This window comes from Sinosporangium album, assembly GCF_900100605.1.
Classification (GTDB): Bacteria; Actinomycetota; Actinomycetes; order Streptosporangiales; family Streptosporangiaceae; genus Sinosporangium; species Sinosporangium album.
Genome location: NZ_FNCN01000044.1, coordinates 18846 through 41466 on the forward strand (window position 1 = coordinate 18846; position 22621 = coordinate 41466).

At 68.8% G+C, this 22621-nt stretch carries 25 protein-coding genes and 3 tRNA genes; 19 read left to right on the forward strand and 9 right to left on the reverse strand.

The window, feature by feature from the left end; genetic code table 11:
• The first annotated feature begins 75 nt into the window (after positions 1 to 75).
• The 8 genes from rplU to BLQ73_RS27945 all read left to right on the forward strand — a co-directional run bounded on the left by rplU (position 76) and on the right by BLQ73_RS27945 (position 7010).
• Positions 76 to 378 carry a 50S ribosomal protein L21 gene (rplU, locus tag BLQ73_RS27910; RefSeq protein WP_093175178.1) on the forward strand — a complete coding sequence of 101 codons (303 nt, stop codon included), beginning with the start codon at positions 76 to 78 and terminating at the stop codon, positions 376 to 378.
• Between the two features lie 15 nt (positions 379 to 393).
• Positions 394 to 663: a 50S ribosomal protein L27 gene (rpmA, locus tag BLQ73_RS27915; protein WP_093175180.1), complete on the forward strand. Its 270-nt coding sequence runs from the start codon at positions 394 to 396 to the stop codon at positions 661 to 663.
• 87 nt (positions 664 to 750) lie between these two features.
• Positions 751 to 2103 carry a GTPase ObgE gene (obgE, locus tag BLQ73_RS27920; protein WP_093175183.1) on the forward strand — a complete coding sequence of 451 codons (1353 nt, stop codon included), beginning with the start codon at positions 751 to 753 and terminating at the stop codon, positions 2101 to 2103.
• Positions 2100 to 3230, forward strand: coding sequence for a glutamate 5-kinase (gene proB / locus BLQ73_RS27925; protein ID WP_093175185.1), 1131 nt, complete (start codon positions 2100 to 2102; stop codon positions 3228 to 3230). Before obgE ends, proB begins: the two co-directional genes overlap by 4 nt.
• A 56-nt stretch (positions 3231 to 3286) precedes the next feature.
• Positions 3287 to 4576 carry a glutamate-5-semialdehyde dehydrogenase gene (locus tag BLQ73_RS27930; RefSeq protein WP_093175188.1) on the forward strand — a complete coding sequence of 430 codons (1290 nt, stop codon included), beginning with the start codon at positions 3287 to 3289 and terminating at the stop codon, positions 4574 to 4576.
• 92 nt (positions 4577 to 4668) lie between these two features.
• Entirely contained in the window at positions 4669 to 4848 is a 180-nt protein-coding gene (locus BLQ73_RS27935; RefSeq protein WP_093175190.1) for a hypothetical protein, read from the forward strand.
• Between the two features lie 8 nt (positions 4849 to 4856).
• On the forward strand, positions 4857 to 5417 hold the full coding sequence (locus tag BLQ73_RS27940) for a DoxX family protein (RefSeq protein ID WP_093175193.1): 561 nt from the start codon (positions 4857 to 4859) through the stop codon (positions 5415 to 5417).
• 105 nt (positions 5418 to 5522) lie between these two features.
• Positions 5523 to 7010 carry a serine/threonine-protein kinase gene (locus BLQ73_RS27945; protein WP_093175196.1) on the forward strand — a complete coding sequence of 496 codons (1488 nt, stop codon included), beginning with the start codon at positions 5523 to 5525 and terminating at the stop codon, positions 7008 to 7010.
• 70 nt (positions 7011 to 7080) lie between these two features.
• Here the strand turns inward: BLQ73_RS27945 and BLQ73_RS27950 are convergent, their stop codons facing one another.
• Entirely contained in the window at positions 7081 to 8103 is a 1023-nt protein-coding gene (locus BLQ73_RS27950) for a M48 family metallopeptidase (protein ID WP_176955727.1), read from the reverse strand.
• A gap of 93 nt (positions 8104 to 8196) precedes the next feature.
• Here BLQ73_RS27950 and nadD point away from each other — a divergent pair, with 93 nt between their 5' ends.
• The 4 genes from nadD to BLQ73_RS27970 all read left to right on the forward strand — a co-directional run bounded on the left by nadD (position 8197) and on the right by BLQ73_RS27970 (position 10504).
• Entirely contained in the window at positions 8197 to 8835 is a 639-nt protein-coding gene (gene nadD / locus BLQ73_RS27955) for a nicotinate-nucleotide adenylyltransferase (RefSeq protein WP_176955728.1), read from the forward strand.
• 161 nt (positions 8836 to 8996) lie between these two features.
• The gene (gene rsfS / locus BLQ73_RS27960; protein WP_093175198.1) at positions 8997 to 9407 is read left to right on the forward strand and encodes a ribosome silencing factor; all 411 of its coding nucleotides are present in this window, start codon (positions 8997 to 8999) and stop codon (positions 9405 to 9407) included.
• Positions 9408 to 9476: 69 nt separating this feature from the next.
• Positions 9477 to 10106, forward strand: a complete 630-nt coding sequence (locus tag BLQ73_RS27965) for a histidine phosphatase family protein (protein WP_093175201.1) — start codon at positions 9477 to 9479, stop codon at positions 10104 to 10106.
• Positions 10107 to 10431: 325 nt separating this feature from the next.
• Positions 10432 to 10504: transfer RNA gene (locus tag BLQ73_RS27970), tRNA-Ala, on the forward strand.
• Between the two features lie 532 nt (positions 10505 to 11036).
• Here the strand turns inward: BLQ73_RS27970 and BLQ73_RS27975 are convergent.
• The 3 genes from BLQ73_RS27975 to BLQ73_RS27985 all read right to left on the reverse strand — a co-directional run bounded on the left by BLQ73_RS27975 (position 11037) and on the right by BLQ73_RS27985 (position 13569).
• Positions 11037 to 11432, reverse strand: a complete 396-nt coding sequence (locus BLQ73_RS27975; RefSeq protein ID WP_143020478.1) for a lytic polysaccharide monooxygenase — start codon at positions 11430 to 11432, stop codon at positions 11037 to 11039.
• Positions 11433 to 11569: 137 nt separating this feature from the next.
• On the reverse strand, positions 11570 to 12895 hold the full coding sequence (locus BLQ73_RS27980) for an ATP-binding protein (protein WP_093175205.1): 1326 nt from the start codon (positions 12893 to 12895) through the stop codon (positions 11570 to 11572).
• Positions 12892 to 13569, reverse strand: a complete 678-nt coding sequence (locus tag BLQ73_RS27985; protein WP_093175207.1) for a response regulator transcription factor — start codon at positions 13567 to 13569, stop codon at positions 12892 to 12894. The genes BLQ73_RS27980 and BLQ73_RS27985 overlap by 4 nt, the downstream gene beginning before the upstream one ends.
• A gap of 371 nt (positions 13570 to 13940) precedes the next feature.
• On the opposite strand from BLQ73_RS27985, the gene BLQ73_RS27990 reads away from it, so the two are divergent.
• The 4 genes from BLQ73_RS27990 (at position 13941) to BLQ73_RS28005 (ending at position 16371) form a co-directional block, all read left to right on the forward strand.
• Complete coding sequence (locus BLQ73_RS27990) at positions 13941 to 14267, forward strand: hypothetical protein (RefSeq protein ID WP_143020479.1); 327 nt, start codon at positions 13941 to 13943, stop codon at positions 14265 to 14267.
• Positions 14268 to 14334: 67 nt separating this feature from the next.
• Positions 14335 to 14697 carry a hypothetical protein gene (locus tag BLQ73_RS27995; RefSeq protein WP_093175212.1) on the forward strand — a complete coding sequence of 121 codons (363 nt, stop codon included), beginning with the start codon at positions 14335 to 14337 and terminating at the stop codon, positions 14695 to 14697.
• Positions 14694 to 15083, forward strand: a complete 390-nt coding sequence (locus BLQ73_RS28000; RefSeq protein ID WP_093175214.1) for a hypothetical protein — start codon at positions 14694 to 14696, stop codon at positions 15081 to 15083. The genes BLQ73_RS27995 and BLQ73_RS28000 overlap by 4 nt, the downstream gene beginning before the upstream one ends.
• Before the next feature lie 82 nt (positions 15084 to 15165).
• Complete coding sequence (locus BLQ73_RS28005; RefSeq protein ID WP_093175242.1) at positions 15166 to 16371, forward strand: CynX/NimT family MFS transporter; 1206 nt, start codon at positions 15166 to 15168, stop codon at positions 16369 to 16371.
• A 53-nt stretch (positions 16372 to 16424) separates the two neighbouring features.
• On the opposite strand, the gene BLQ73_RS28010 is transcribed toward BLQ73_RS28005, so the two are convergent.
• Both BLQ73_RS28010 and BLQ73_RS28015 read right to left on the reverse strand, forming a co-directional pair.
• Positions 16425 to 16814, reverse strand: coding sequence for a hypothetical protein (locus tag BLQ73_RS28010; RefSeq protein ID WP_093175216.1), 390 nt, complete (start codon positions 16812 to 16814; stop codon positions 16425 to 16427).
• A 70-nt stretch (positions 16815 to 16884) separates the two neighbouring features.
• Positions 16885 to 18186: a hypothetical protein gene (locus tag BLQ73_RS28015; protein WP_093175218.1), complete on the reverse strand. Its 1302-nt coding sequence runs from the start codon at positions 18184 to 18186 to the stop codon at positions 16885 to 16887.
• An 80-nt stretch (positions 18187 to 18266) separates the two neighbouring features.
• Between BLQ73_RS28015 and BLQ73_RS28020 the strand changes: the two genes are divergently transcribed.
• A tRNA-Ala gene (locus BLQ73_RS28020) sits at positions 18267 to 18339 on the forward strand.
• 637 nt (positions 18340 to 18976) lie between these two features.
• Here BLQ73_RS28020 and BLQ73_RS28030 read toward each other — a convergent pair.
• Positions 18977 to 20149, reverse strand: a complete 1173-nt coding sequence (locus BLQ73_RS28030) for a sensor histidine kinase (protein ID WP_093175221.1) — start codon at positions 20147 to 20149, stop codon at positions 18977 to 18979.
• Between the two features lie 220 nt (positions 20150 to 20369).
• Between BLQ73_RS28030 and BLQ73_RS28035 the strand changes: the two genes are divergently transcribed.
• Positions 20370 to 21059, forward strand: a complete 690-nt coding sequence (locus BLQ73_RS28035; RefSeq protein WP_218126055.1) for a TIGR03086 family metal-binding protein — start codon at positions 20370 to 20372, stop codon at positions 21057 to 21059.
• A gap of 103 nt (positions 21060 to 21162) precedes the next feature.
• Here the strand turns inward: BLQ73_RS28035 and BLQ73_RS28040 are convergent, their stop codons facing one another.
• Positions 21163 to 21723, reverse strand: a complete 561-nt coding sequence (locus BLQ73_RS28040; RefSeq protein WP_093175226.1) for an EF-hand domain-containing protein — start codon at positions 21721 to 21723, stop codon at positions 21163 to 21165.
• 42 nt (positions 21724 to 21765) lie between these two features.
• Positions 21766 to 22428 carry a tRNA-dependent cyclodipeptide synthase gene (locus tag BLQ73_RS28045; protein WP_093175229.1) on the reverse strand — a complete coding sequence of 221 codons (663 nt, stop codon included), beginning with the start codon at positions 22426 to 22428 and terminating at the stop codon, positions 21766 to 21768.
• Positions 22429 to 22535: 107 nt separating this feature from the next.
• Between BLQ73_RS28045 and BLQ73_RS28050 the strand changes: the two genes are divergently transcribed.
• Positions 22536 to 22608: transfer RNA gene (locus BLQ73_RS28050), tRNA-Ala, on the forward strand.
• Positions 22609 to 22621: the final 13 nt, after the last annotated feature.

Below are 22621 nucleotides of genomic sequence, written 5' to 3' on the forward strand. Positions count from 1 at the left end.
GGTTCTTGAATGAGACAGCAGCCGGATGCGGGGCGCAGCATCCAGCGAGCACAAAGGCAGAAGAAGGGTTCCGCGGTGTACGCGATCGTTCGTTGCGGCGGCAGGCAGCAGAAGGTCTCCGTCGGTGACGTCCTTGAGGTGGACAGGGTCGCCGGCGAGGTCGGTTCCTCGGTTTCGCTGCCCACGTTGCTCGTCGTCGACGGTGGCGACGTGACCACGGAGGCCGGCCGGTTCTCGGTCACCGCCGAGATTCTCGGTGAGACCAAGGGCCCCAAGATCCGCATTCTCAAGTACAAGAACAAGACCGGTTACAAGAAGCGCCAGGGTCACCGTCAGCGTTACACCCAGGTGAAGATCACCGGCATCAACCAGGCCTGATCGGGAGTTTTTGAGATGGCACACAAAAAGGGCGCATCGTCCACCCGGAACGGCCGTGACTCCAACGCTCAGCGCCTTGGTGTCAAGCGGTTCGGTGGTCAGCTCGTCAAGGCCGGCGAGATCATCGTCCGCCAGCGCGGCACGCACTTCCACCCGGGCGACAACGTCGGCCGCGGTGGAGACGACACGCTGTTCGCGCTCGCTGCAGGCCACGTCGAGTTCGGCCGCAAGCGCGGTCGTCGCGCGGTGAGCATCGTTCCCGTCGCGGAGACCGTGTCCAACTAGGACCGCGTTCGCGCCGAGAGACGTTCTTCGACAGGGGTGGATCGCCGACGGCGATCCACCCCTGTTCGTCTATGAGAGGGGGACCTGGTGGCGGACTTCGTCGATCAAGTGGTCTTGCACATCAAGGCCGGTGACGGCGGTCACGGCTGCGCGTCCGTCCACCGGGAGAAGTTCAAACCGCTCGGGGGGCCCGACGGCGGCAACGGTGGCCGCGGCGGCGACGTGATCCTGGAGGTCGATCCGAGCACGTCCACGCTGCTCGACTACCACCGGCGTCCGCACCGCAAGGCCGACAACGGCAAGCAGGGGCAGGGCGGCAACCGCGACGGCGCAGGCGGCGCCGACATCGTGCTGTCCGTCCCCAACGGCACGGTGGTGAAGGACGCCCACACCGGAGAGGTGCTCGTCGACCTCGTCGGGGTCGGCACCCGCTATGTCGTGGCCGAGGGCGGCCACGGCGGGCTCGGCAACGCCGCGCTCGCCTCCACCCGGCGCAAGGCCCCCGGGTTCGCGCTGCTGGGCGAGCCGGGCCACGCGCTCGACGTGGTCCTCGAACTGAAGACCGTCGCCGACGTGGCGCTCGTCGGCTTCCCCAACGCCGGGAAATCCTCCCTGGTCGCGGCGCTGAGCGCGGCCCGGCCCAAGATCGCCGACTACCCGTTCACCACCCTCATCCCCAATCTCGGGGTGGTGACCGCCGGTGACACCGTCTTCACGGTGGCCGACGTGCCCGGCCTCATCCCCGGCGCCTCCGAGGGCAAGGGCCTCGGCCACGAGTTCCTCCGCCACGTCGAGCGGTGCTCCACGATCGTCCACGTGCTCGACTGCGCGACGCTGGAGCCGGGCCGCGACCCCGTCAGCGACGTCGAGGTGATCGAGTCGGAGCTCGCGGCATATGGCGACTTTTCCGAGCGCCCGCGGCTGGTCGTGCTCAACAAGGCCGATGTCCCCGACGCCCGCGAGCTGGCCGAGCTGGTCACCCCCATGCTGGAGGAGCGCGGCATGCGGGTCTTCACGATCTCGGCCGCCAGCCACGAGGGCCTGCGCGAGCTGTCCTTCGCGATGGGCGCCATGGTGGCCGCCCACCGCGAGACCGCCCCGGTCGAGGAGCCGACCCGGCTCGTGATCCGGCCCAAGCAGCTCGGCGCGGCGGACTTCGAGGTGCGCCGTACGGGTGAGAACAGCTTCCAGGTGACCGGCGAGAAGCCCGAGCGCTGGATCAGGCAGACCGACTTCAGCAACGACGAGGCCGTGGGCTATCTCGCCGACCGCCTCGAACGGCTGGGCGTCGAGGAGGCCCTGACCAAGGCCGGGGCGACGGCCGGCGCCGAGGTGGTCATCGGCCCGATGGACGGCGGCTACCTCTTCGACTGGGCCCCCACCCTCAACGCCGAGGCCCACCGCGTCGGGCCGCGCGGGACGGACAACAGGATCGGATGACGCAGGTGACACCCCGGGACCGTGTCCGTACGGCGTCACGCCTCGTCGTCAAGGTCGGCTCGTCGTCGTTGACGACGCCGAACGGAGTGATCGACGTCGATCGCGTCGACGCCTTGGTCGACGTGCTGGCCGCGCGCCGCCGTACCGGCACGCAGATCGTGCTGGTCTCCTCGGGGGCGATCGCGGCCGGGCTCGGTCCGCTCGGCCTGGCGGCGCGGCCCCGCGACCTCGCCACGCAGCAGGCGGCCGCGTCGGTGGGGCAGGGGGTGCTGGTCGCGAGATACACCTCCTCGTTCGCACGCTACGGGCTGCGCGTCGGACAGGTGCTGCTCACCGCCGACGACATGATGCGCCGCTCCCACCACAGGAACGCCCAGCGCACTCTCACGCGCCTGCTGGAGCTCGGCATCGTGCCGGTCGTCAACGAGAACGACACGGTGGCGACCGACGAGATCCGGTTCGGCGACAACGACCGGCTGGCCGCCCTGGTGGCCCATCTGACGCACGCGGACGCCCTGGTTCTGCTGTCCGACGTCGACGCGCTCTACAGCGGCGACCCGCGCAAGCCCGAGTCGCGGCGGCTCGCCGAGATCCGCGGCTCCGACGATCTCGTCGGGGTGGAGCTCGGCAGGTCCGGCGCGGTGGGCACCGGAGGCATGATCACCAAGGTGCAGGCGGCGCGCATCGCCACCGGGGCAGGCGTCCCCGTGGTGCTGACGGGGGCGGCCCACGCCGCCCAGGCGCTCGCCGGAGCCGACATCGGCACCTACTTCCACCCCGGTGGCCGCCACCCCGGCACGAGGCTGCTCTGGCTCGCCCACGCCACCACCGGGCGGGGGCGGCTGCACCTGGACGACGGGGCCGTGGACGCTGTCGTGACACGGCGCAAGTCGCTGCTGCCCGCGGGTGTGACCGCGGTGGAGGGCGAGTTCGCGGCGGGCGACCCCGTCGACCTCTGCGCGCCGGTCGGCGCCGTCGTCGCGAGGGGGCTCGTCAACTTCGACGCGGGGGAGATCCCCGAGCTGCTCGGCCGGTCCACGCGGGAGCTCGCCAGCGCCCTCGGTCCGGAATACGAGCGGGAGCTGATCCACAGAGACGACATCGTCATACTTGAGTCACATCATTGACCGTCTGACCGTCCCCGCCGCCCGTCCGGCGGCGGGGAGCACCGAGGAGCGGGGCCATGTCTGAAGCCGATGACTTTCTGAAGGTCGCCAGGGAGGCGCGCGACGCCGCCGCGCTGCTCGGCCCGCTCCCGCGCGCCCCCAAGGACGCCGCCCTCCGGATGGTCGCGGACGCCCTCGTCGAGCGGTCCGCCGAGATCATCGCGGCCAACGCGCTCGACGTCGACCGGGCCCGGGAGAACGGCACCCCCGAGACCATGATCGACCGGCTGAGCCTCAACGAGGACAGGGTCCGCGCGATCGCGGCCGCTGTGCGCGAGGTGGCCGAGCTGCCCGACCCGGTGGGTGAGGTGGTCCGGGGCGGCACCCTGCCGAACGGCCTGGAGCTGCGTCAGCTCAGGGTGCCCCTGGGGGTTGTCGGCATCATCTACGAGGGCCGCCCCAACGTCACCGTGGACGGCGCGGCGCTCTGCCTCAAGAGCGGCAACGCGGTGCTGCTGCGCGGCTCGTCCAGCGCGTTCGAGTCCAACACGGCGCTCGTCCGGGTGATGCGCGACGCGCTGGCGGACACGCAGGTGCCGGCGGGAGCCGTACAGCTCGTGCCGGGGATCACCCGCGACTCGGTCAAGCATCTCCTGAAGGCGCGCGGGCTCGTGGACGTGCTCATCCCGCGGGGCGGCGCGTCGCTGATCCAGTCGGTGGTCGAGGAGTCGACGGTGCCGGTGATCGAGACGGGGGTCGGCAACTGCCACGTCTACGTCGACGCCGACGCCGACCTCGACATGGCCCTGCACATCCTGCTCAACGCCAAGGTGCAGCGTCCCTCGGTGTGCAACGCGGCCGAGACCCTGCTGGTGCACGCCTCGGTGGCCGACGCGTTCTTGCCGCGGGCGCTCGCGGCGCTGGCGGAGGCGGGCGTGACCGTGCACGGCGACGCGCGCGTGGCCGCCCTCTCCGACGCGGTGGTGCCCGCCGACGAGGAGGACTACCGCACCGAATACGTCTCGCTGGACATCGCCGCCGCCGTGGTCGACTCGCTGGACGAGGCGGTGGCGCACATCCGGGCGTACGGCTCGGGCCACACCGACGCGATCGTCACCCGCTCGCAGGGTGCCGCCCGGCGTTTCGTCGCGCTCGTGGATTCGGCCGCCGTGGCGGTCAACGCCTCGACGCGGTTCACCGACGGCGGGGAGTTCGGCTTCGGGGCGGAGATCGGCATCTCCACGCAGAAGCTTCACGCCCGGGGGCCGATGGGACTTCCCGAGCTGACCTCAACGAAGTGGGTCTACACCGGCGAGGGGCATTTGCGGACATCTACCGGCACAGTGATCGCGCCGGCGGGAAGCTGAGCCATACCTGGCGCAAGATAGAGGGGAATATTACTCCCTGTTCCCATCGGCTACGCAGCGTGGCCATGGCGCACCGGGTTTCACTGGGTGGCATGGAGATTACGGTCATCTTCCTCTCGGTCGCCGCAGTGCTGTTCGGGGCCGACCGGCTGATGCTCTGGCTGGAGCGTCACGGACACCTGCGCTGGCGGCGCCGGGGGCGGCACGACCTGTCGGCCGCCCCCCGCGCTGAGCTCGACACCCTGTTCGCCGACGCCTCGCGCGGGTCGTGAGGCCGGCGATGAGACGGACGTTCTACGACGTCGCCGCCCTGATCGCGCGCGTCGCGATCGGCGTCATCATGGTCGCCCACGGCTGGCAGAAGGTGTCCAAGGGCTATGGCGCCGTGTCGCAGATGTTCCAGGCGTCGGGCATTCCGCTGCCCGGGTTCTCGGCCGGCTTCGCGATGATCGTCGAAGTGGTGGCGGGCGTCCTGTTGATCCTCGGGCTGTTCACCCCGCTCGCGGGGCTGCTGCTGTTCGTGGTCATGCTGGGTGCGTTCCTCTTCGTCCATGGACGCCATGGGATCTTCGTCTCCGAGCAGGGCTTCGAACTGGTCGCCACACTCGGGGTGGGGGCGCTGCTGCTGGCTGCGGCCGGCGGCGGACGCTTCAGCCTCGACCATCTGATCTTCGGCCGCAGGGCCGAGCGTCGCCGGGCGGAGGAGGCGGCTGTGCCGTACACCCCGCCGACGGCGGTGCGGCCGGGGGACACGCAGCCGATCGACAGGCCGCCGTCCTCCGGGCCTGAGGAGAATCAGGGGACGTCAGCCGCCCACGACTCGGGATCCGGGACAAGATAACTCAATTCCCTACGGCGTGCCGTCCGGTGCCGGGGGTGCTTGCCCGCTAGGGTTGTGTGCCCAACGGGTGCGCCTGGCACCGCAAGGCACCTGGCAAGGGGGAGCGTGAGCAAGCTCGGCCGGGTCGGGCCCTATACGCTGCTGGAGCGCCTTGGCCGAGGCGGCATGGGCGAGGTCTACCTCGCCCAGGGCAAGCGGGGCGATCGAGTGGCGCTCAAGATGCTGCGCGATCCGCTCGACGACGACCCCGACGCGCGATTAAGGCTCCGGCGTGAGGTCACCGCACTGCGCAGGGTCGAAAGCCCTTATGTGGCGTGTGTGCTCGACGCCGATCTCGACGGTGACCGCCCCTATCTGGTCATGGAGCACATCAAGGGCGACACCCTTCTCGACGCCGTCAAAAAGCGCGGGCCGATCGAAGGCCCCGAGCTCGTGGCGCTGGCCCACGGCATCGCGACCGCCCTCGCGATCGTGCACGCCGCCGGAGTCGTACACCGGGATCTGAAACCGGCCAACGTGCTGATCGGGGCCGAGGGGCCGGTTCTCATCGACTTCGGCATCGCCCAGGTCGTGGATGCGACCCGGCTCACCATGACGGGCACCTTCCTCGGCACCCCCGGCTACTCCGCGCCGGAGCTCTTCGCCGACGAATCCGTGGCGGAACCGGCCGACGTGCACGCCTGGGCGGCCACCGTCGCCTTCGCCGCCACCGGGCGGCCCACCTTCGGCGGGGGCACGGTCGAGGCCCAGATGTACGCCGTTGTGAACGGCAAAGCCGACCTCGACGGCGTGCCGGCGTCCCTGCTCCCCCTGCTCCGGGCGGCGCTCAACAGGGAGCCCGTCAAGCGGCCCACCGCCGCCATCCTGGCCGACCGCCTCGCCAGGCTGGCCCGCGCGGTCGAGGCGCCGAGGGGGCGTAGACCCAAACCCGCGCAGCGCCCAACGAGTACGGCACAGCCCGGCAATCCCGGCAAGCCCGCCAAGAGACGTTCACGGGCCGTCGGGGGAGCCGCTTCCCGGTCGGGCAGGCGCCGCGGCGCCGAGGAGGAGTCGGTGGCCTCTCCCGTGGGGGCACTTCCGGCCGGGAACGCGACACTGGCCACCCTGGCCGTCATGGCCGTCCCCTGTGTGGTGGCGATGGTCGTCTGGCCGCTCGCGACCTTCGCCGTCACCGCCGCCTTCGGCGTGATCACCAGGGCCGTCTGGATGGGCCACTGGATGGTGCGGAAACGAAGATCCGCGAGGGTGCGGGCCGCGCTGCGCATCGTGTGCTTTCCCGCCTCGCTGGCCGGGGCTCTCGTCGCCACGATCGCCTGGCCCGGTGTGCCGGCGGCCGTCGCGGCGGGCGGCACCCTCTGGGCCATCTCGGGCACCTTGCTCGACTCCGCCTGGTGGACGGGAAACCCGGTGCCCGTCACCATCGCCGGGGTGGTGTTCGGCGTCGTCTTCGGCGCCACCATCGGCCGTGAGCTTGAGCGGGTCAGCCCCCAGTTGCCCGAACTCCGTAAGGAGGGGCTCCGGGCTCTTGCCGTACTGGGGGGATTTGTTGCTGTCTGTGCGGTTGCAGTGCGCGTTGTGGCGCTTCTGCTCTGAGAGCTGCTCGCTCCAGGGGCGGATGGCGACCCGTCGGCGCGATCGGGTCGCCCACTCGCATCGGTCGCCCTCAGTTGTCCCTACGGGCGAACCTGTTGAAGATCCGTTCGCCGGCGTTGACCGCGCCCTCGGCCACATCGCGCAGGACCCCGATGAACGGGTCCTGGGACTGCGACCAGGACTCGCGGTAGGAGTCGGCCGCGGCCTTGACCTCCTCGGTGATCTTGGCGTGGGCATCGTCGGCGCGGCGCGGGTAGTCGCCGGCGAGGACGACGTCGTACGCGCCTGAGCGCCGCCACTTGTCGAGCTCGGCGACCCGGACCACGGCGAACGGGTGGGTCGTGCCGAGCAGGTTGAGGACCTTGAGCACACCGTCGCGGAGGTCGCCGGCGGTGTCGTACTCGCGGGCCTGGTCGAGGAACGCCTCGACGTTCATCTCGTGGAGCCGGGAGCCGCCCGCGAGCTTCATGAGCGCGCGAAGCGCGGCGTCAGGGTCCTGGCCGCACAGCAGCCCACCGCGGTCGGCGGACAGCTCGGACTTGCGGAACCACTCCTCAAGCCCGGCCACGATCGCCCGCAGGCCGATGTAGCCCAGCGGAATCCAGGCGACCCGGGAGGCCAGACGGGTGAGGATCAGCAGCATCGTGCGGTAGACCGCGTGGCCCGACAGGATGTGGGCGGTCTCGTGGCCGACGACGAAGCGCAGTTCCTCCTCGTCGAGCAGATCCAGCAGACCCGTGGTGATCACGATGAACGGGTCGTCGAACCCGATGGCCATCGCGTTGGCTTTGGGGTCCTGCTGGACGTAGATCTCCGGCGCCCTCGGAAGATCGAGGATGTAGGCGCTGTCGCGGCCCATGTCGTGCAGCGCGCGGAACTGCGTGTCGCCGGTGCGCACCGCCGAGGCCAGGCGGATGAGTCTGAGGCGTCGCTCGCTGATCAAGCCGGACATCTGCTTGAGCACGGTGTCGAACCCGCTGAGCGAACGCATCGCGACCAGCGCGGACCGGTCAGCGGGATGTTCGTACGCACGAGAGCTGATGCCGGGCAGCGGGACTCGGGTGCGATCCGGGGTGGTCGTCATGCCCGGCATGCTACGTCCGTCCTGGGAGTCGCGCGCGGTCCTTGACCGTGCTGTGGACCCCGGCTGTGAAGTGAGCTGCGAGCTGGCCGTATGGTCCATCTCATGATGAACGCGGTGACCCGCGGGGGAAAGCGGCGACTGGGCGTGATGGGTGGGACTTTCGACCCCATCCACCACGGACATCTCGTGGCCGCGAGCGAGGTCGCACACCACTTCCAGCTCGACGAAGTGGTGTTCGTGCCCACCGGCAGGCCCTGGCAGAAGGCGGAGCAGGCGGTGTCCGCCCCCGAAGACCGATACCTCATGACCGTGATAGCGACCGCGTCGAACCCGCGGTTCTCCGTCAGCAGGGTGGACATCGACAGGCCGGGGCCGACCTTCACCATCGACACTCTGCGCGACGTGTCACAGATCTACGGCCACGAGACCGAGATCTACTTCATCACGGGCGCCGACGCCCTGGCCCACATCCTGACTTGGCGCGATGTGGATGAACTCTTTAAGATCGCCCACTTCGTCGGCTGCACCCGGCCCGGACACGTGCTCCACGACCCCGGACTGCCCGAGGGCAAGGTCAGCCTGATCGAGATCCCCGCGTTGGCGATCTCCTCGTCGGAGTGCCGCGCACGGGTGGGCGCGGGAGAACCGATCTGGTATCTCGTTCCCGACGGCATCGTGCAGTACATCAACAAGCGCGGACTCTACCGTCCCAGGGAATCCGAGGGCATGGGGGGTTGTTGACGTTGTGCGGGTCGGTCACGCGGGCCAGGGGACCAGAGGAATGGTGCCTGCCGATGCCGGCCGCTGCCGGTAGTGTCTTGCCTAGGTCATCACTAAACTCCGGCCACAACGGGCAGGCTCAGACCTGACAGGTGCCGAACACTGGAGGACAAACTCACACCGTGACCGCATCAGAAAGAGCCGTCCAGCTCATCCAGGTCGCGGCCGAGGCCGCCGCCGACAAGCTGGCCGATGACATTCTCGCCTATGACGTGAGCGATCAGCTCGTCATCACCGACGCCTTCCTGCTCTGCTCCGCCGCCAACGACCGCCAGGTGCGGGCCATCGTCGACGAGATCGAAGACCGCCTGCGCATCGAGGCCGACGCCAAACCCGTCCGCCGCGAAGGCGAGAGGGAAGGCCGCTGGGTCCTCCTCGACTACATCGACATCGTGGTTCACGTGCAACACGAGGACGATCGCACGTTCTACGCGCTCGAACGCCTGTGGAAGGACTGCCCCTCCATCTCCCTGCCGGACGCCGTCACCCAGGCCGCGACCCAGCGGGCCAGGCGCGGGACGGCAGGTGACTGAGCGCCGCACACGGCGCGGCGCTCCGGCACGCGCACACGTGATCACCACCTGCGGCCCCAGGGAGACCTCATGAGCCGCAGGGTCGTCTGCTGGCGCCACGGCCGTACGCTGTGGAACGTCGAACAGCGTTTCCAAGGCCACTCTGACATCCCGTTGGACGAGACAGGCGTACGGCAGGCGGCCCGAGCCGCCTCCCTGCTCGCCTCGCTCAACCCCAGCATGATCGTCTCGTCGGACCTTCAGAGAGCCCACCACACGGCGTCGGCTCTCGGTCGTGTCACCGGCCTCGGCGTCTCCGTCGACCCCGAGCTGCGCGAACGCGGCGGCGGAGCCTGGGAGGGGCTGACCCGGCCCGAGATCGCTCAGCGGTGGCCGGAACAGTTCGAAAACTGGGAGGCGCCCGACGGCGAGCCCATGGCCGCGGTCGCCGACCGCGTCGCCACGTCCATCACCCGATGGGCGGAGAAGATCGACGAGGACGGCCTTCTCGTCGTCGCCTCCCACGGCGCGGCGATCCGGCTCGGACTCGCCCGTCTCCTCGGCCTCCCCGAGGAGCTGTGGCACGCGTTGGGCGGACTGTCGAACTGCTCGTGGTCGGTCATCGAACAGGGCCGCAAGGGCTGGCGGCTCCTCGAACACAACGCGGGCACTCTGCCTGAGCCCGTCCGCAGCGACGACGCCCCCGAAGTCGCCCACTGACCACCCCTCGGCGAGCCGCCTAGAAGGGCGGCTCGCCCCCCTTTGTCTCATGGGTTCCCTGGCTGGTTCCTGAGGGCTTTACGGGACCCTGTGGACCTTGGGGGGCTTTGTGTGGCTTCCTGGGGCTTTGTATGGCTTTGTGTGGCACAGTCGGCCCGGCCGAAACCGCGAAAGCAGCAACACCCGCCTCCCGCTGCCGGTCACGCCAAGACGAACCCGCCGGTTAAGCCAGGACGAACACGACACCAACACCGATTATGCGAACCCCTCAAGGTCGCTATATGCTCTGCGAGCGCCGTAAAGAGAACACTCCGAGCGGCGACAAGGGGCTATGGCGCAGTTGGTAGCGCGCCTCCATGGCATGGAGGAGGTCTGGGGTTCGAATCCCCATAGCTCCACTCGGGTCGAGGGCGACGTGTGCCGCGCAGGATGCGCTGGCCGCGTCGCCCTCGTCGTGTTGTGCTCGCTTCGCTCGCTTTGCGGGGGCTTCGCCACCCGCACCCCCTTGGTTGTGGTTGCTCGTTGGTTCGGGCTGGGGGGAAGGTGCCCTGTTTTGGGGTGCTTGCCTTGTGTGGGTTGGGGTGGAAGGTGCCCCTTGGTTGTGGTTGCTCGTTGGTTCGGGTTGGGGTGGAAGGTGCCCTGTTTTGGGGTGCTTGCCTTGTGTGGGTTGGGGTGGAAGGTGCCCTGTTTTGGGGGCTCGCCGGCTTTGGCGCCGAGACCTTGATGGACAACCTCGTCCAGGGCGTCAGCTGACCGGTGCGGGTATACGGCTAGGCCGCTGGCGAACGCGGGACGGTTATGAACGGCACTGCGTGGAAGGGCGGATGCCGTCCGGGCATCGGCAGGTTGCGAAGGGCGCCTGGTGCGGCTCGCTGGAAAAGGTGAGAGGACCGGGCGACTCGGACGCCCGGCCCTCTCGGCTCAGGGGGCTCAGCTCACGGTGAGCACTGTGCGGGCAAGCCCTCCACCGGCACATGTGACGGTGACGGTGTGGGTGCCTTTGCGGACGGCGTTGAAGGTGGGGTACCAGTTCGGGGCCGTCGCGCTGGGCGCGTTCACGCGCTGGGGGTTGAAGGCGCGGGAGCTGATGCTCTTGACCGCGTCTCCGCCGCAGAGGGTTCCTTCGATCGCGACCGCCTGCTTGCACGCGGCGGTCTTGGGGTGCTCAGGGCCTTCGTTGAAGCAGACCCACGTTCTGCTCGGCGGGTTGTTCATCGTGCCGTGGGCATACGCCGAGCTCGGCACCAGCGTCATCGCCTGCACGGACGGCACGGCGACGGCAGCGGCGGCCATGGCTCTTCGACGGGGAGATGAGGCGATTCCCATGGCGCTTACTCTGCCGGGTCAGAAAACCTGAGATCACCTGTTTTAGTCGCACTTAAGCTCTATTTATGTGCCACTTCACCATGATCCACTTTCGGGGGAGGTGTACGGAGGGCCGCTGAACCTGGCGTGCGCCCAGGTCAGCCTCGCTTTCGCCGTACGAGGCGGCGTTCCTCCGGAGGGAGGAGCTGCTTGCGGGTCCGCAGCCATAGTTGGACCTGGGCGCCGCCCAGCGACGAGGTGCCGATGCGCAGCGTCCCGCCGGAGGACTCGGCGAGGCGGCGTGCGATGTCGAGGCCGAGTCCGGTGGAGCCCGACCCGCTGGCGCCGCGTTCGAGGGCGGTCTCGGGGTCGGGGATACCCGGGCCGGCGTCGGCCACCAGGATGCCGATCACGTCCGAGCCCTCGTGGAGGGTGATGGTGAAGGCCGTGCCTTCGGCGGTGTGCCGGAAGACGTTGCCGAGCAGGGCGTCCACGACGGCGCTCAGGTCGGTGGCGGGAACGGGCGCGCGCACGCTCCCCGTCGCGCCGATCAGTTCCCACGGCCGGTGCTGGTCCTCGGCCAGCGCCGACCAGAAGGCCATGCGCTCCCGGAGGGCCTCGGCCGCGTCGCAGTGTTCGAAGCCCATGGTTCGGGACGGGCGCCGGGCCGCGGAGATGATCATGTCGACTTCGTGCTCCAGGCGGCCGAGCGCCGCGATGCTCTGTTCGGCCGCGGGGCCGAGGTGGTCGAGGGTGAGGCGGAGCGCGGTGAGGGGGGTGCGCAGCCGGTGGGAGAGGTCGGCGGCCATCTCGCGTTCGGCAGAGAGCAACTGGTTGACCCGGTCGGCCATCTGGTTGAAGGCCAGACCGACGGCTACCAGCTCGTGCGGTCCCGCGGGCCGGATGCGGACGCTGAGGTCACCGGAGCCGAGCTGGGTGGCTGCCTGGCTGAGCCGCTGAGAGGCGAGCACGACCCGCGCGCCGAGCCGGTCGCCGACGAAGACCGAGCCGAGGACCAGTACGGTCGCCACCCCGGTCAGCACGGCCCATGAGCTTGCGACGCCGCGGGTCAGCTCCGAGGCCGGAAGACGCACTTCGATGACCGCCATCCGGTTGCGGTCGAAGGTCGCCGGGCGCAGCAGGATGTAGTCGTCGTCGGTCTCCAGCTCGATCGACTTGGCCTGTTCGAAGGCGGCGGCCACCTCCTCCTCCGGGGCGTGCGGCTGCCCGAGGCTGGTGCCGTCCGGCAGGTGTACGGCGATCTGCCCGCCCGCGGCGGACTCGCTGCGGTTGATGGCGAACATGAGGTTCTCGGGCTGCCACGTGATGGCGAGCACCGGGACCAGCGCCGAGGACTGCCGCTCGGCCTCGGCCACGGCACGGCCGTACGCCGTCTCCCTGACGACCAGCGCGAGCGGTATCAGGAAGGCGAGCGTCACCATGGAGGTGATCGCCACCGCCAGCAGGACCAGTGTGCGCCTCACCGCGGGGTCGCGAGCATCACTCCGACACCGCGCACGGTGTGGAGGTATCGGGGGGCGGAGGCACTCTCACCCAGTTTGCGGCGCAACCAGGAGAGGTGCACGTCGATGGTCTGGTCGTCGCCGTACGACTGTCGCCACACTTCGGCCAGCAGCTCACGCTTGGACACGACCCGGTCGGCCCTGGCCGCGAGGTAGGCCAGGAGGTCGAACTCCCGCCGGGTCAGGGCGAGGGGGGCGTCGTCCAGTTGTGCCTCCCTGCGGTCCATGTCCAGGTTGAGCCCGCCCACGCGCACCACGCGGGGAGGCGCGACCGCCCGTGAACGGCGGAGTACGGCCTCAAGCCGGGCGTTGAGGTGGTCTCCGGAGAACGGTTTGACCAGATAGTCGTCCGCTCCTGCTTGAAGCAGCCGGACGATCTCGGCCTCGTCGTCGCGTGCCGTCGCGATGATCACAGGTACGTCGGAGATGCCTCGGACCATCTTCAGCGCCTCGGCTCCGTCCAGGTCGGGGAGGCCGAGGTCGAGGATGACCGCGTCGGGGGGCTGTTGCGAGATCTCCCGCAGTGCGTCGAGGGCGCACCCAGCACTCCGCACCGCGTGGTGTCGCCGTTTGAGTTCTTGAATCATGGCTGAGCGGACGAAGTCATCGTCCTCCACCACGAGCACCGTCGCCATGTCACATAACCGTAGTAACGGAAGCGACTTCTGGGGCAATACTCCATAATTCAAGCATGCGGAGAGCGCTGGGTTATGGTGCGATCTGGTGCGGTGCCACCGCACTGGCGGTTTCCGTAGCCTGGTTCGGTGTCCGGGACGTCTTGAAGGCCGAGTCCTTCGACGACGTATATATGGAGTCCGCCCTGGCGGACACCTCCCCGCCCCCCACCGTCCAGCCATCGGCCACTCCATCCACCACACCCCCCAAGTCACCCAAACCACCTCGCGGGCTTACGCCGCACACCCCTACGGCCTCCACTCCTTCCACTCCCTCTACTCCCTCGCCCCCTCGCCGTCCCGAGCCGAGCGGCAAGCCGTCGGAGCGGGTCTTGTCCCCTGACACCACGGTGAAAGCCCTTCCCTACGGCTCACCGGACCCCAGCGGAACACCCGCTGGTGTGCCCTCCTCCCTGCCGGTGCGGTCGGACGGGAGCCAGGTCAAGGTCGTCACCGCCAAGGGCGGGGAGGTCGCCTTCGACATGGCGAACGACAAGTGCAGCTTCATCTCGGCTTCGCCCAAGGCGGGGTTCAAGTCCCAGATCGTCAGTGTGGAGTTCTGGATCAGGGTGGACCTGGTGGACGGGGAAGGGCACGGCACGGCGGTCTACTGCACCTGGCACACCGGCCGGCCGATGGTCGATGCGTGGCCATACTGAGGCAGGAGGCGGCGTGCCAGGGCGGTAGCCTGACGTGCATGTTCCACTCCCCGCGCGGTAACGGCCGATGAACGGTGCGCTGGCCGCGATCGTGATCACCGGCGCGGTGGTTCTCGCGCTTGTCAGCTTGATCAACACGATTCGCGATCGTGCGATGGGGAGCTTCGTCCTCGTCGGTCTTGGTGTCGTCGAGCTCGTGATCCTCATCCAGACCGCGCTGGTCGTGGTCGGACTGATCGGCGGGGAGGGGCCGGCCGACAAGGTCACTCTGATCGGTTATCTCGCGACCATCGTCATCATCCCCCCGGGAGCGGCCTTCCTCGGTCTGGCCGAGCGCAGCCGGTGGGGGTCGGGTGTGATCGTGGTGGGCGCGTTCACGGTGGCGGCCATGACCGGACGGCTGCTGCAGATCTGGCAGGGGGCCGCGTGACCGCCACGCGCGCGTCCCTCGGCACGGGCCCGGGCCGGGTACTCGTCGCGATCTACGGCGTTTTCGCCCTCGCCGCCGGCGCGCGGGCGGGGGTGCAGATCGCCACGCGGTTCGCCGAGGCTCCAGTCGCCTACCTGCTCTCGGCCTTCGCAGCGGTGGTGTACGTCGTGGCCACGGTCGCGCTTGCGCGTTCGGCGCACCGTACGGCTCTGGTGGCCTGCGGCATCGAGATGGTGGGCGTACTGGTCGTCGGGCTGGTGAGCAGGCTGGTGCCGGATTCGTTCCCCGACCAGACTGTTTGGTCGAACTTCGGCGGCGGATACATGTTCATCCCGCTTGTCCTGCCAGCGGTGGGATTGTTCTGGCTATGGCATTCGCGTAGGTAGGTGTGTGTGGTCTGGGAAGGATTGCTATGGTAGTCGAGTTAAACATCCTATGATTCCATGATTGGGGAGGGTCGGGTTGACCATGACCGCAGTGGCGCACACGCCGAGCGGGACCCGTAAGGGGTCTCCCGCCTGGCTTGTCGTCGTGGGCATTGTGCTCGCCGCACTCAACCTCCGGACCGCAGTCACCAGCATCGGCCCCGTGCTCGACCGCATCGGCACAGAACTCCACATGTCCGGCGCCACGTTGGGCCTGCTGACGACCCTCCCCGTCCTCTGCTTCGCCGTATTCGGCGTTTTCACCCCCGCTGTCAGCCGACGAGTGGGCCAACACACGCTGTTCCTGGCGGCGATCCTCGCCATGGGCACCGGCCTGCTGATCCGCGCGGTCGCCGACTCGGCCTGGCTGTTCCTCGGCGCGAGCACGCTCGCCCTCGCCGGTAGCGCCATCGGCAACGTGCTGGTGCCCGCCCTGGTCAAGCAGCACTTCCTGCACCGCGCGGGCCCCATGATGACGGTCTACTCGACCGCGCTCGCCGTGGGCACGATGATCGCGGCCGCGTTCACGGTGCCCATCCAAGACCTCGGCGGCGGAAACTGGCGGCTGGGCATCGGCATCTGGGCCACCCTCGCCGCGATCGCCGCGGTGCCGTGGTTCGCGATGCTCCGCGACGACCGCGACCGGCGCGGCAACGGCGAAGCCGTGGCCATCGGGGCCCTGGTCCGCAACCCCCTCGCCTGGGCGGTCGCCGTCTACTTCGGCACCCAGTCGCTCATCGCCTACGCGCTGTTCGGATGGCTTCCCCAGATCCTCATCGACGGCGGCTACAGCTCCGGCCAATCCGGTCTGATGCTCGCCGTCTTCACCGGGCTCGGCATTCCCGTCGCCCTCATCGTCCCCCCGCTCGCCTCACGCCTCCTGCACCAGCGCGGCCTTGTGGCGGCGTGCGGCGCCCTCTACCTGATCGGCTTTCCCGGCCTGTGGCTCGCCCCCGACGCCGCCTGGCTCTGGGTGATCCTCCTCGGCGTCGCCATGGGCTCGTTCCCGCTGGCCCTCACGCTGCTCGCGCTGCGCACCCGCACCGCTCACGCCACCGCAGCCCTGTCGGCCTTCGCCCAGAGCGTCGGCTACCTCATCGCCGGCATCGGCCCCCTCGTCGTCGGCATCCTCTACGAGTTCACCGGCGGATGGGACCTGCCGTTCGTCGTCCTGCTGATCGACGTCACGGTGATGATCGTCGCCGGCTTCTACGCCGGCCGACACGCCTTTGTGGAAGACCAGCGCTAGTACGGCTTGCGCCACTGGGGGGCGGCGCAAGCCGTACTAGGCGCGTGCGCGTCCTACGCCGCCATGGCGTGGGGCGCACGGCGCAGGCGGCGCAGGGCGATGTATTGCAGCTCGACGAAGACCACCACCACGAGCGCTTGGGCGATGATGAAGGCGATGCCGAGCGCGTTCGGGTCGACCCAGCCGGTGAACAGCAGGATCACGCTGTCGACAACCCACAGGCTGTTGAGGGTCATGATCGCCCAGACGGCCCCTGTCGGGTGCGGCGTCCTGCTGACCACATAGCCGATAAACGCGGCGACCGGCAGCAGAACGATGCCCGCCCAGCGCAGCAGCGGGGCGGGGAGCGCGAACAGGTCGCCGAGCGGATCCGCGGCCAGCGCCAGCAGCAGGCCGCTGACGGCGCACAGCAGCATGTCTGACTTCAGTACTCGGGTGAGCATGAGGTGTCTCCTTCCAACACGCTCATCCGACCCCGGACAGCAGTGCCACCTGCAGACATTCCACTGCCATTTACTGCCGATTCCCGCGTCTCAGGTCGTCGGCGATGAGTTTCGCGGCGGTCTTCTGCCAGTTATAGAGCGTACGTTCGGGGACTTGAGTGACGAACCACTCGAAAGCCCGGCGCTCATCGCCGGACAACCCGTGATGCGTCGCACCCCGCCGGTACGGCCTCAACCCCACCACGTACGGGAAGTAGAGCACGTTGAAATAACGCCACTCCTCACTCGTCCCGAACTCCCCGTCACGGGGCTTCAACCGCGTGATGCTCTCCAACAGCAGCTGCTTCAACTCCGCGGCCCGATCGAGAGGCTGCCCCGCGCCCCGCTCCCTCACCCGCCGCTCGACCACCGGCATGTGCACAAGCGGGCTGCTCGTCAACTTCGCCAAATCGCCGTACGCGGCCAGAGCGCGGCGCGTCAGCCGTACGAACTCCTCGTCGTCCACCGGCACCGCCTCCGCCAGCCGAGGCAGCGCCGCCGCGGAATCACGCAACTCCGCTAGCTCCCGGCGCATGACACCGTCCCCCGCGAACGCCAGCCGATCCAGCAGCCGATGCACAGGATCCGCCAGCGTGAACACGGTCACCGCAGTCGCCACCACCCCGAACACCACAGGCAGCGCCGACGGTTCACCGACCCCGAGCAGCAGCACCTGGCTGCCGAACAACACCCCCGCGGCCACAGCGCCGAGCAGCGACCTGAACATGTCCCGCCACAGCACCTCGCCGGCGAGAAAAGCACTCGACCTCGACACCGCCACACCCAGCATCGCCATGTCCACCGCGAGCGACCCCAACAGCATCCAGCCCGGGACACGCATCGGCAGCAAGAACAACGCCCCGCCGAGACCCGCGAACAACGTCGCCAACACCACCAGCCACCCCGCCGAAACCCGCGCCAAAAGTACGGCCAAGCCCAGCAACGGCGCCACCAAAACCACCGCCAGGCCCAGATGGGCAGGATGCCACCCCTCGAACAAACCCCCAGAAAGCACTACACCCGCGAGACCCACCACCCCCACAGGCAGCACACCGAACCGCCACAACCAATCCAGCCGGTCCCCAGCCCCCACCAGACGGACGCAGGCCCCCGACCACAACAACAGCGGCACACCAATCAACACCGACTCAACCCTGCCCAGCCACACCACATCACCCGGCAACCCCACACGCAGCGCATCCACCGCCAACGCCAGCGCGAACACCACAATCCCCAAACCCGCGCGCAACGCCCCTGGCACACCCCAACCCCGCAAAACCACATAGAGGCCGAGCCACCACGTCAAACCAAACACGACCACGAAAAAAACCACCCGACGAGCCTACGAGGCGGCGGCAACACCCTCCATTACCCCCGGCCAGTCCAACTCCGATACACTGACGGACGTCTCACGGGGCTATGGCGCAGTTGGTAGCGCGCCTCCATGGCATGGAGGAGGTCTGGGGTTCGAATCCCCATAGCTCCACTCGGGTCGAGGGCGACGTGTGCCGCGCAGGATGCGCTGGCCGCGTCGCCCTCGTCGTGTTGTGCTCGCTTCGCTCGCTTTGCGGGGGCTTCGCCACCCGCACCCCCTTGGTTGTGGTTGCTCGCTGGTTCGGGTTGGGGTGGAAGGTGCTTTGTTTGGGGGTGCTTGCTGGTTCGGGTTGGGGTGGAAGGTGCTTTGTTTGGGGGTGCCGGTTGGTTTTGGTGGGGGTGGAAGCCGAGTGAGGCGAACTGGGCCACCCCGAGTCGGGCTGCGTGGCGAAGTACTGCTCCGGCGTGAACTCCGCCGTGCTTCCCGCCAGGCGGCGCAGCGTCAGCCCGGCGAGCCACAGGAGCGGCCCGAGCACCAGGGCGACACCTCCGAGGAAGCGCCCGGGAAACCAGGCGTTGTGGTGAACCGACGCGGGAGTGATGTTGATCAATGACATGCCCTCACCCTGGGGTGCAGGAGAAGGCCGCCACACCTGCCGTTAGGCACGTACGGATGTCTTTTTAGTTGGTGACCGATGTACCGCCAGGGATTGCGGGATGAGCCACCGAATTATCCCTGACCTGCGATTTATGCTCCCGCGAAGAGGCTCCTCTGCGCCCGATTGCGTGCTGCCGCAACCCGGCCGCCTTCATCGTGGCCTCCCACCCCGACGGTCTAGGGGGAGTCGGGCTTCGACTTCGAAGCCATGGCCGGGGGTGTCGCGCCAGGTTACGGTGCCGCCGATGAGGCGGGCGCGTTCACGCATGCCTCGCAGGCCGAAGCCGGAGGAGTGATTCCCGGGGCGCATGCCGGGGCCTTCATCGCGTATGCGGATGACGAGGGTGTCGTGGTCGGTGTGGAGGTCTACGGTGCAGGCGGCGCCGGGCGCGTGCCGTACGGCGTTGGCCAGGGACTCCTGGACGATGCGGAAGGCGGTGGCGCCGACCTTGGGGGGGAGGCCGTCGGGCAGCGAGATCCGGGTGTCGATGCGCAGTCCGGCGGCGCGGGTGGCGGCGATGAGCGGGGGCAGCGCGGAGAGGCCGGGGGAGTCGGAGCCGTCTCCGGTGCGCAGGGAGCGGACGAGTGCCTGAATGTCCTCCAGGGCGCTCCTGGCGTGCTGTTCGATGTCGGCGAGTGTGTCGCGCAGCTCCTGCTCGGTGGCGTCGGAGAGGCCGCGGGTCACGCCGGCTTCGGCGCTGATCACGCCGAGGGCGTGGCCGACGACGTCGTGGACATCGCGGGCGACGTCGAGCTGCACGCGGGTCGTACGCTCGGCGGCGCGGGCGCGCTCCGCCTCCCGAGCGGTCTCGACCTGCCTTCCGACCGCGGCTCCCAGTAGCCACGCGACGCTCAGTGCCGTGACGGCGAGCACGAGACGCTGACCCGACCCGCCCACGTCCTCGGCGGGGACACCGGTCACCATGGCGAGCGCGGCGACGGTGCCGACGGCGACGAGCAGCGGCATCCGCGTCCGCGCCGCGCGGGTGAGAGCCAGCGGATACAGGCACCACGCGGCGGCGAGCATCGGATCCTGGCACACGCCCAGCACACTCGCGCCGACCGTCGCGGCGCCGGCGGTCACCGTCGAGGCGACGGGCAGCCGCCACCGCGACAGCATCCCCGCCGCCGCGAGGACGGCCGACACCAGCCCGGCGGCCGACCGCCAGGCGTCGGCCGCGTCGACGGCCGGCGGCAGCCAGAACACCCCGATGACCGCGAGTACGGCCGACGCGTTCACCAGGTGACCCGGTGGGCCCGTCGAACCTTGGCGGGCGCCCCCGCGGAGAGGGGACACGGCGGGATCGCTCTTACGAAGGCCCATGGCGCAATCATGGTCAGGCGTGCGGTGAGTCCGCGATGCCGAGGGCTCCGCCGATCGCCTGCCCCGGCGTGGCGACGGCGGCTGCTAAACGACACGGGGGAGTAGTCCAGCCTCCTACGGGCTGACCGTGATCTCCGGGGCGACGACTCGGGCGCACGGCGAACTGCTCGCGCGCCACCACGCGGACCTGGCGGAGCTGGTGTGTGCGCTTCAGGAGTCCATGCAGGTCATCGAGCACATCCTGGCCTGTGGGCAGGACGACTTTCTACGGTGCTCGGAGTTTCAACTCATGATGTGGAACGCATTGGAAGATCCCGAGGTGGTGTTAACTCCTGATAGTGTCGAACCTATGATCGAATTGCATGAGCGGATATCGCACGCCGGCGGCGAGGTGGCCCGGCTTCTACAAGGGATGCGGGCCGATCGGTTCGGCGACCCCACCCCTTGCGCCGCCTACACCGTGCGCGAGCTGATCAACCACCTTAACTATGTCACGGTGATGTTCACGGCGCTCGCCAAGAAGGCCGACATGCCCGCCGACGGCGACTATCTCGGCGACGACTGGACGCCTGAGGTGTTCGACGCGCGCCTCGCCGAACTGGTCGAAGCCTGGCGTGCCCCGGAAGCCTACGAGGGGACCAGCCCGTCCTTCGGCCTGCCGATGGACGTCGTCGCCAAAATGGTGCTGTTCGACTTCGTCATCCACGGTTGGGACCTCGCCGTCGCCACCGGCCAGGACCACCGGGTCGACGAGGAGACCGCCCATCTGACTATGGACCTCGTCGCCATGATGGCCCCTCAAGGCCGCCAGACGGGGGTCTTCGGCGATGAAGTGCCCGCTTCGCCGCATGCCGGCACCTTCGAGCGTGCCCTCGCGCTCAGCGGACGCGACCCCGCCTGGCGGGCGTAGCCCCTGGAGAGCCGCCGCCGCGCGGCGGCGTACGGCCGGCGCGTGTGATCGGCCGTGGGTCCGGTGTTCATCGGTGACGGGGGTTCGTCGGCGGTTGCGCGCGTCAGGGCCTGCCGAGGATGGGGACGGTGGCTCTCTCGGGTTTGTAGTAGAAGTCGTACATAGCCTGGGCGAACTCGTCCTTCGAGAGACGCCCATCGCGATTGGCGTCGAGCATCTCGAACGCCTCGCGAGCCGAAGGGCCTTCCACGTCGAAAGCCGCCCACAGCCTGAGATATTCAGGTCGGTTGAGCTTCTCGTCGCCGTCGGCGTCAAGCGCATCCCACAGTGCGTCCGTGATCGGCCACACCACCTGCGCCACAAAGGCCGTGCGGTCAAGATGGGGCGAATGCACGTGCTGGATGTAGTCATCCCGGCTGATCCGGCCGTCGCCATCGAAATCGATCACCTCGGCGGCGCTGCGCCACGACCGCTCATAGGCCGAAAGCACCAGATCACGCTGCGGAGAGGGATCGGCCAGCCCGAGACGATCACACAGTGCCTCGGCCGCCACGCTCATATCGTGATGATCAAGATAGCCGTCGTGGTCCATGTCGCTGGTGTCGAACGCGCTGCCCGCATTGCGCGCCAGCTGTGCGACGAAAGGATCAGTCGCCGAAGCCATCGTCTACCCCCTCGACGCCCAATGGTCGCGGTGTGTGACTCGCTATGTCAAACGAGTGACGAGGAACCCCTGTCGGGGGGAAGGAGCCACCGGAAGCGTGCCCGCGTAGAGACGATCGACCATGGGCATGGGGCGCGGATAACAGAACAGCGACGACCCCACCCCGAGGATCGCGGGAGTATCCAAGACCAGCGGTAGCTCCGCGAAGAGGAACGGCAGCGCCGCCTCGCGCCGAGACCTGTCCGCCTCGGCGCCGCCGACGACCGCCGCCACCGCCAGCATGCACTCCTCACCGAACTGGCGATCACCCGTGTACAGCGACTCCACCTCGCCCCGGAGCCGCTCGTAGCCGACATTCCCTGCCAAGTCGTCCCACGAGAACACCGTGACATCCCCCGCCCCCACCCCGAGATCCGACAACGCTCGACCCACCCGATTACGGGTGTTACCCGCCGCAGCCCTCGCCTTAGCCGACGCCCTCACCGGATCCCACCCCCTCGCCACCAACGTTCCCGCCAACTCACCCGCCCCCGGCACCAACACATCCACCCGCCCGAACACCGACAACCCCCACCCCAACAAAGCCGTCACCGCCCCCCGACTGAAAAAACCGTTCAACGCGCTCACCCCGAACAAAGCATGCTCGCGACCCTCGAAGATCCCCGAACACCGCCCAGTCAACGGCCGAGCCGCAACAGCATTCATGAGCAGGCAAAGTATCCAAGCCTGTCGCCCGCCGTAGCCGAGCCGACGCGGAACGCATCAATGGCATCACCGACCCCCTGACTCCTATATGCTTATCCACGTCTCACGGGGCTATGGCGCAGTTGGTAGCGCGCCTCCATGGCATGGAGGAGGTCTGGGGTTCGAATCCCCATAGCTCCACTCGGGTCGAGGG

Excerpts from the sequence above, each read along its gene's own strand:
- BLQ73_RS27985 (WP_093175207.1), bottom strand. The coding sequence starts at position 13,569 with ATGGCGACGGTGCTCGTGGTGGAGGACGATGACTTCGTCCGCTCAGCC.
- BLQ73_RS28010 (WP_093175216.1), bottom strand. The coding sequence starts at position 16,814 with ATGCTCACCCGAGTACTGAAGTCAGACATGCTGCTGTGCGCCGTCAGC.
- proB (WP_093175185.1), top strand. The coding sequence starts at position 2,100 with ATGACGCAGGTGACACCCCGGGACCGTGTCCGTACGGCGTCACGCCTC.
- BLQ73_RS27975 (WP_143020478.1), bottom strand. The coding sequence starts at position 11,432 with ATGGGAATCGCCTCATCTCCCCGTCGAAGAGCCATGGCCGCCGCTGCC.
- BLQ73_RS28030 (WP_093175221.1), bottom strand. The coding sequence starts at position 20,149 with ATGGGCCTTCGTAAGAGCGATCCCGCCGTGTCCCCTCTCCGCGGGGGC.
- BLQ73_RS27965 (WP_093175201.1), top strand. The coding sequence starts at position 9,477 with ATGAGCCGCAGGGTCGTCTGCTGGCGCCACGGCCGTACGCTGTGGAAC.
- BLQ73_RS27935 (WP_093175190.1), top strand. The coding sequence starts at position 4,669 with ATGGAGATTACGGTCATCTTCCTCTCGGTCGCCGCAGTGCTGTTCGGG.
- BLQ73_RS27995 (WP_093175212.1), top strand. The coding sequence starts at position 14,335 with ATGAACGGTGCGCTGGCCGCGATCGTGATCACCGGCGCGGTGGTTCTC.
- nadD (WP_176955728.1), top strand. The coding sequence starts at position 8,197 with ATGATGAACGCGGTGACCCGCGGGGGAAAGCGGCGACTGGGCGTGATG.
- BLQ73_RS28045 (WP_093175229.1), bottom strand. The coding sequence starts at position 22,428 with ATGAATGCTGTTGCGGCTCGGCCGTTGACTGGGCGGTGTTCGGGGATC.
- BLQ73_RS28040 (WP_093175226.1), bottom strand. The coding sequence starts at position 21,723 with ATGGCTTCGGCGACTGATCCTTTCGTCGCACAGCTGGCGCGCAATGCG.
- BLQ73_RS27940 (WP_093175193.1), top strand. The coding sequence starts at position 4,857 with ATGAGACGGACGTTCTACGACGTCGCCGCCCTGATCGCGCGCGTCGCG.
- BLQ73_RS27930 (WP_093175188.1), top strand. The coding sequence starts at position 3,287 with ATGTCTGAAGCCGATGACTTTCTGAAGGTCGCCAGGGAGGCGCGCGAC.
- BLQ73_RS28005 (WP_093175242.1), top strand. The coding sequence starts at position 15,166 with ATGACCGCAGTGGCGCACACGCCGAGCGGGACCCGTAAGGGGTCTCCC.
- BLQ73_RS28035 (WP_218126055.1), top strand. The coding sequence starts at position 20,370 with ATGCAGGTCATCGAGCACATCCTGGCCTGTGGGCAGGACGACTTTCTA.
- BLQ73_RS27950 (WP_176955727.1), bottom strand. The coding sequence starts at position 8,103 with ATGCCGGGCATGACGACCACCCCGGATCGCACCCGAGTCCCGCTGCCC.
- rpmA (WP_093175180.1), top strand. The coding sequence starts at position 394 with ATGGCACACAAAAAGGGCGCATCGTCCACCCGGAACGGCCGTGACTCC.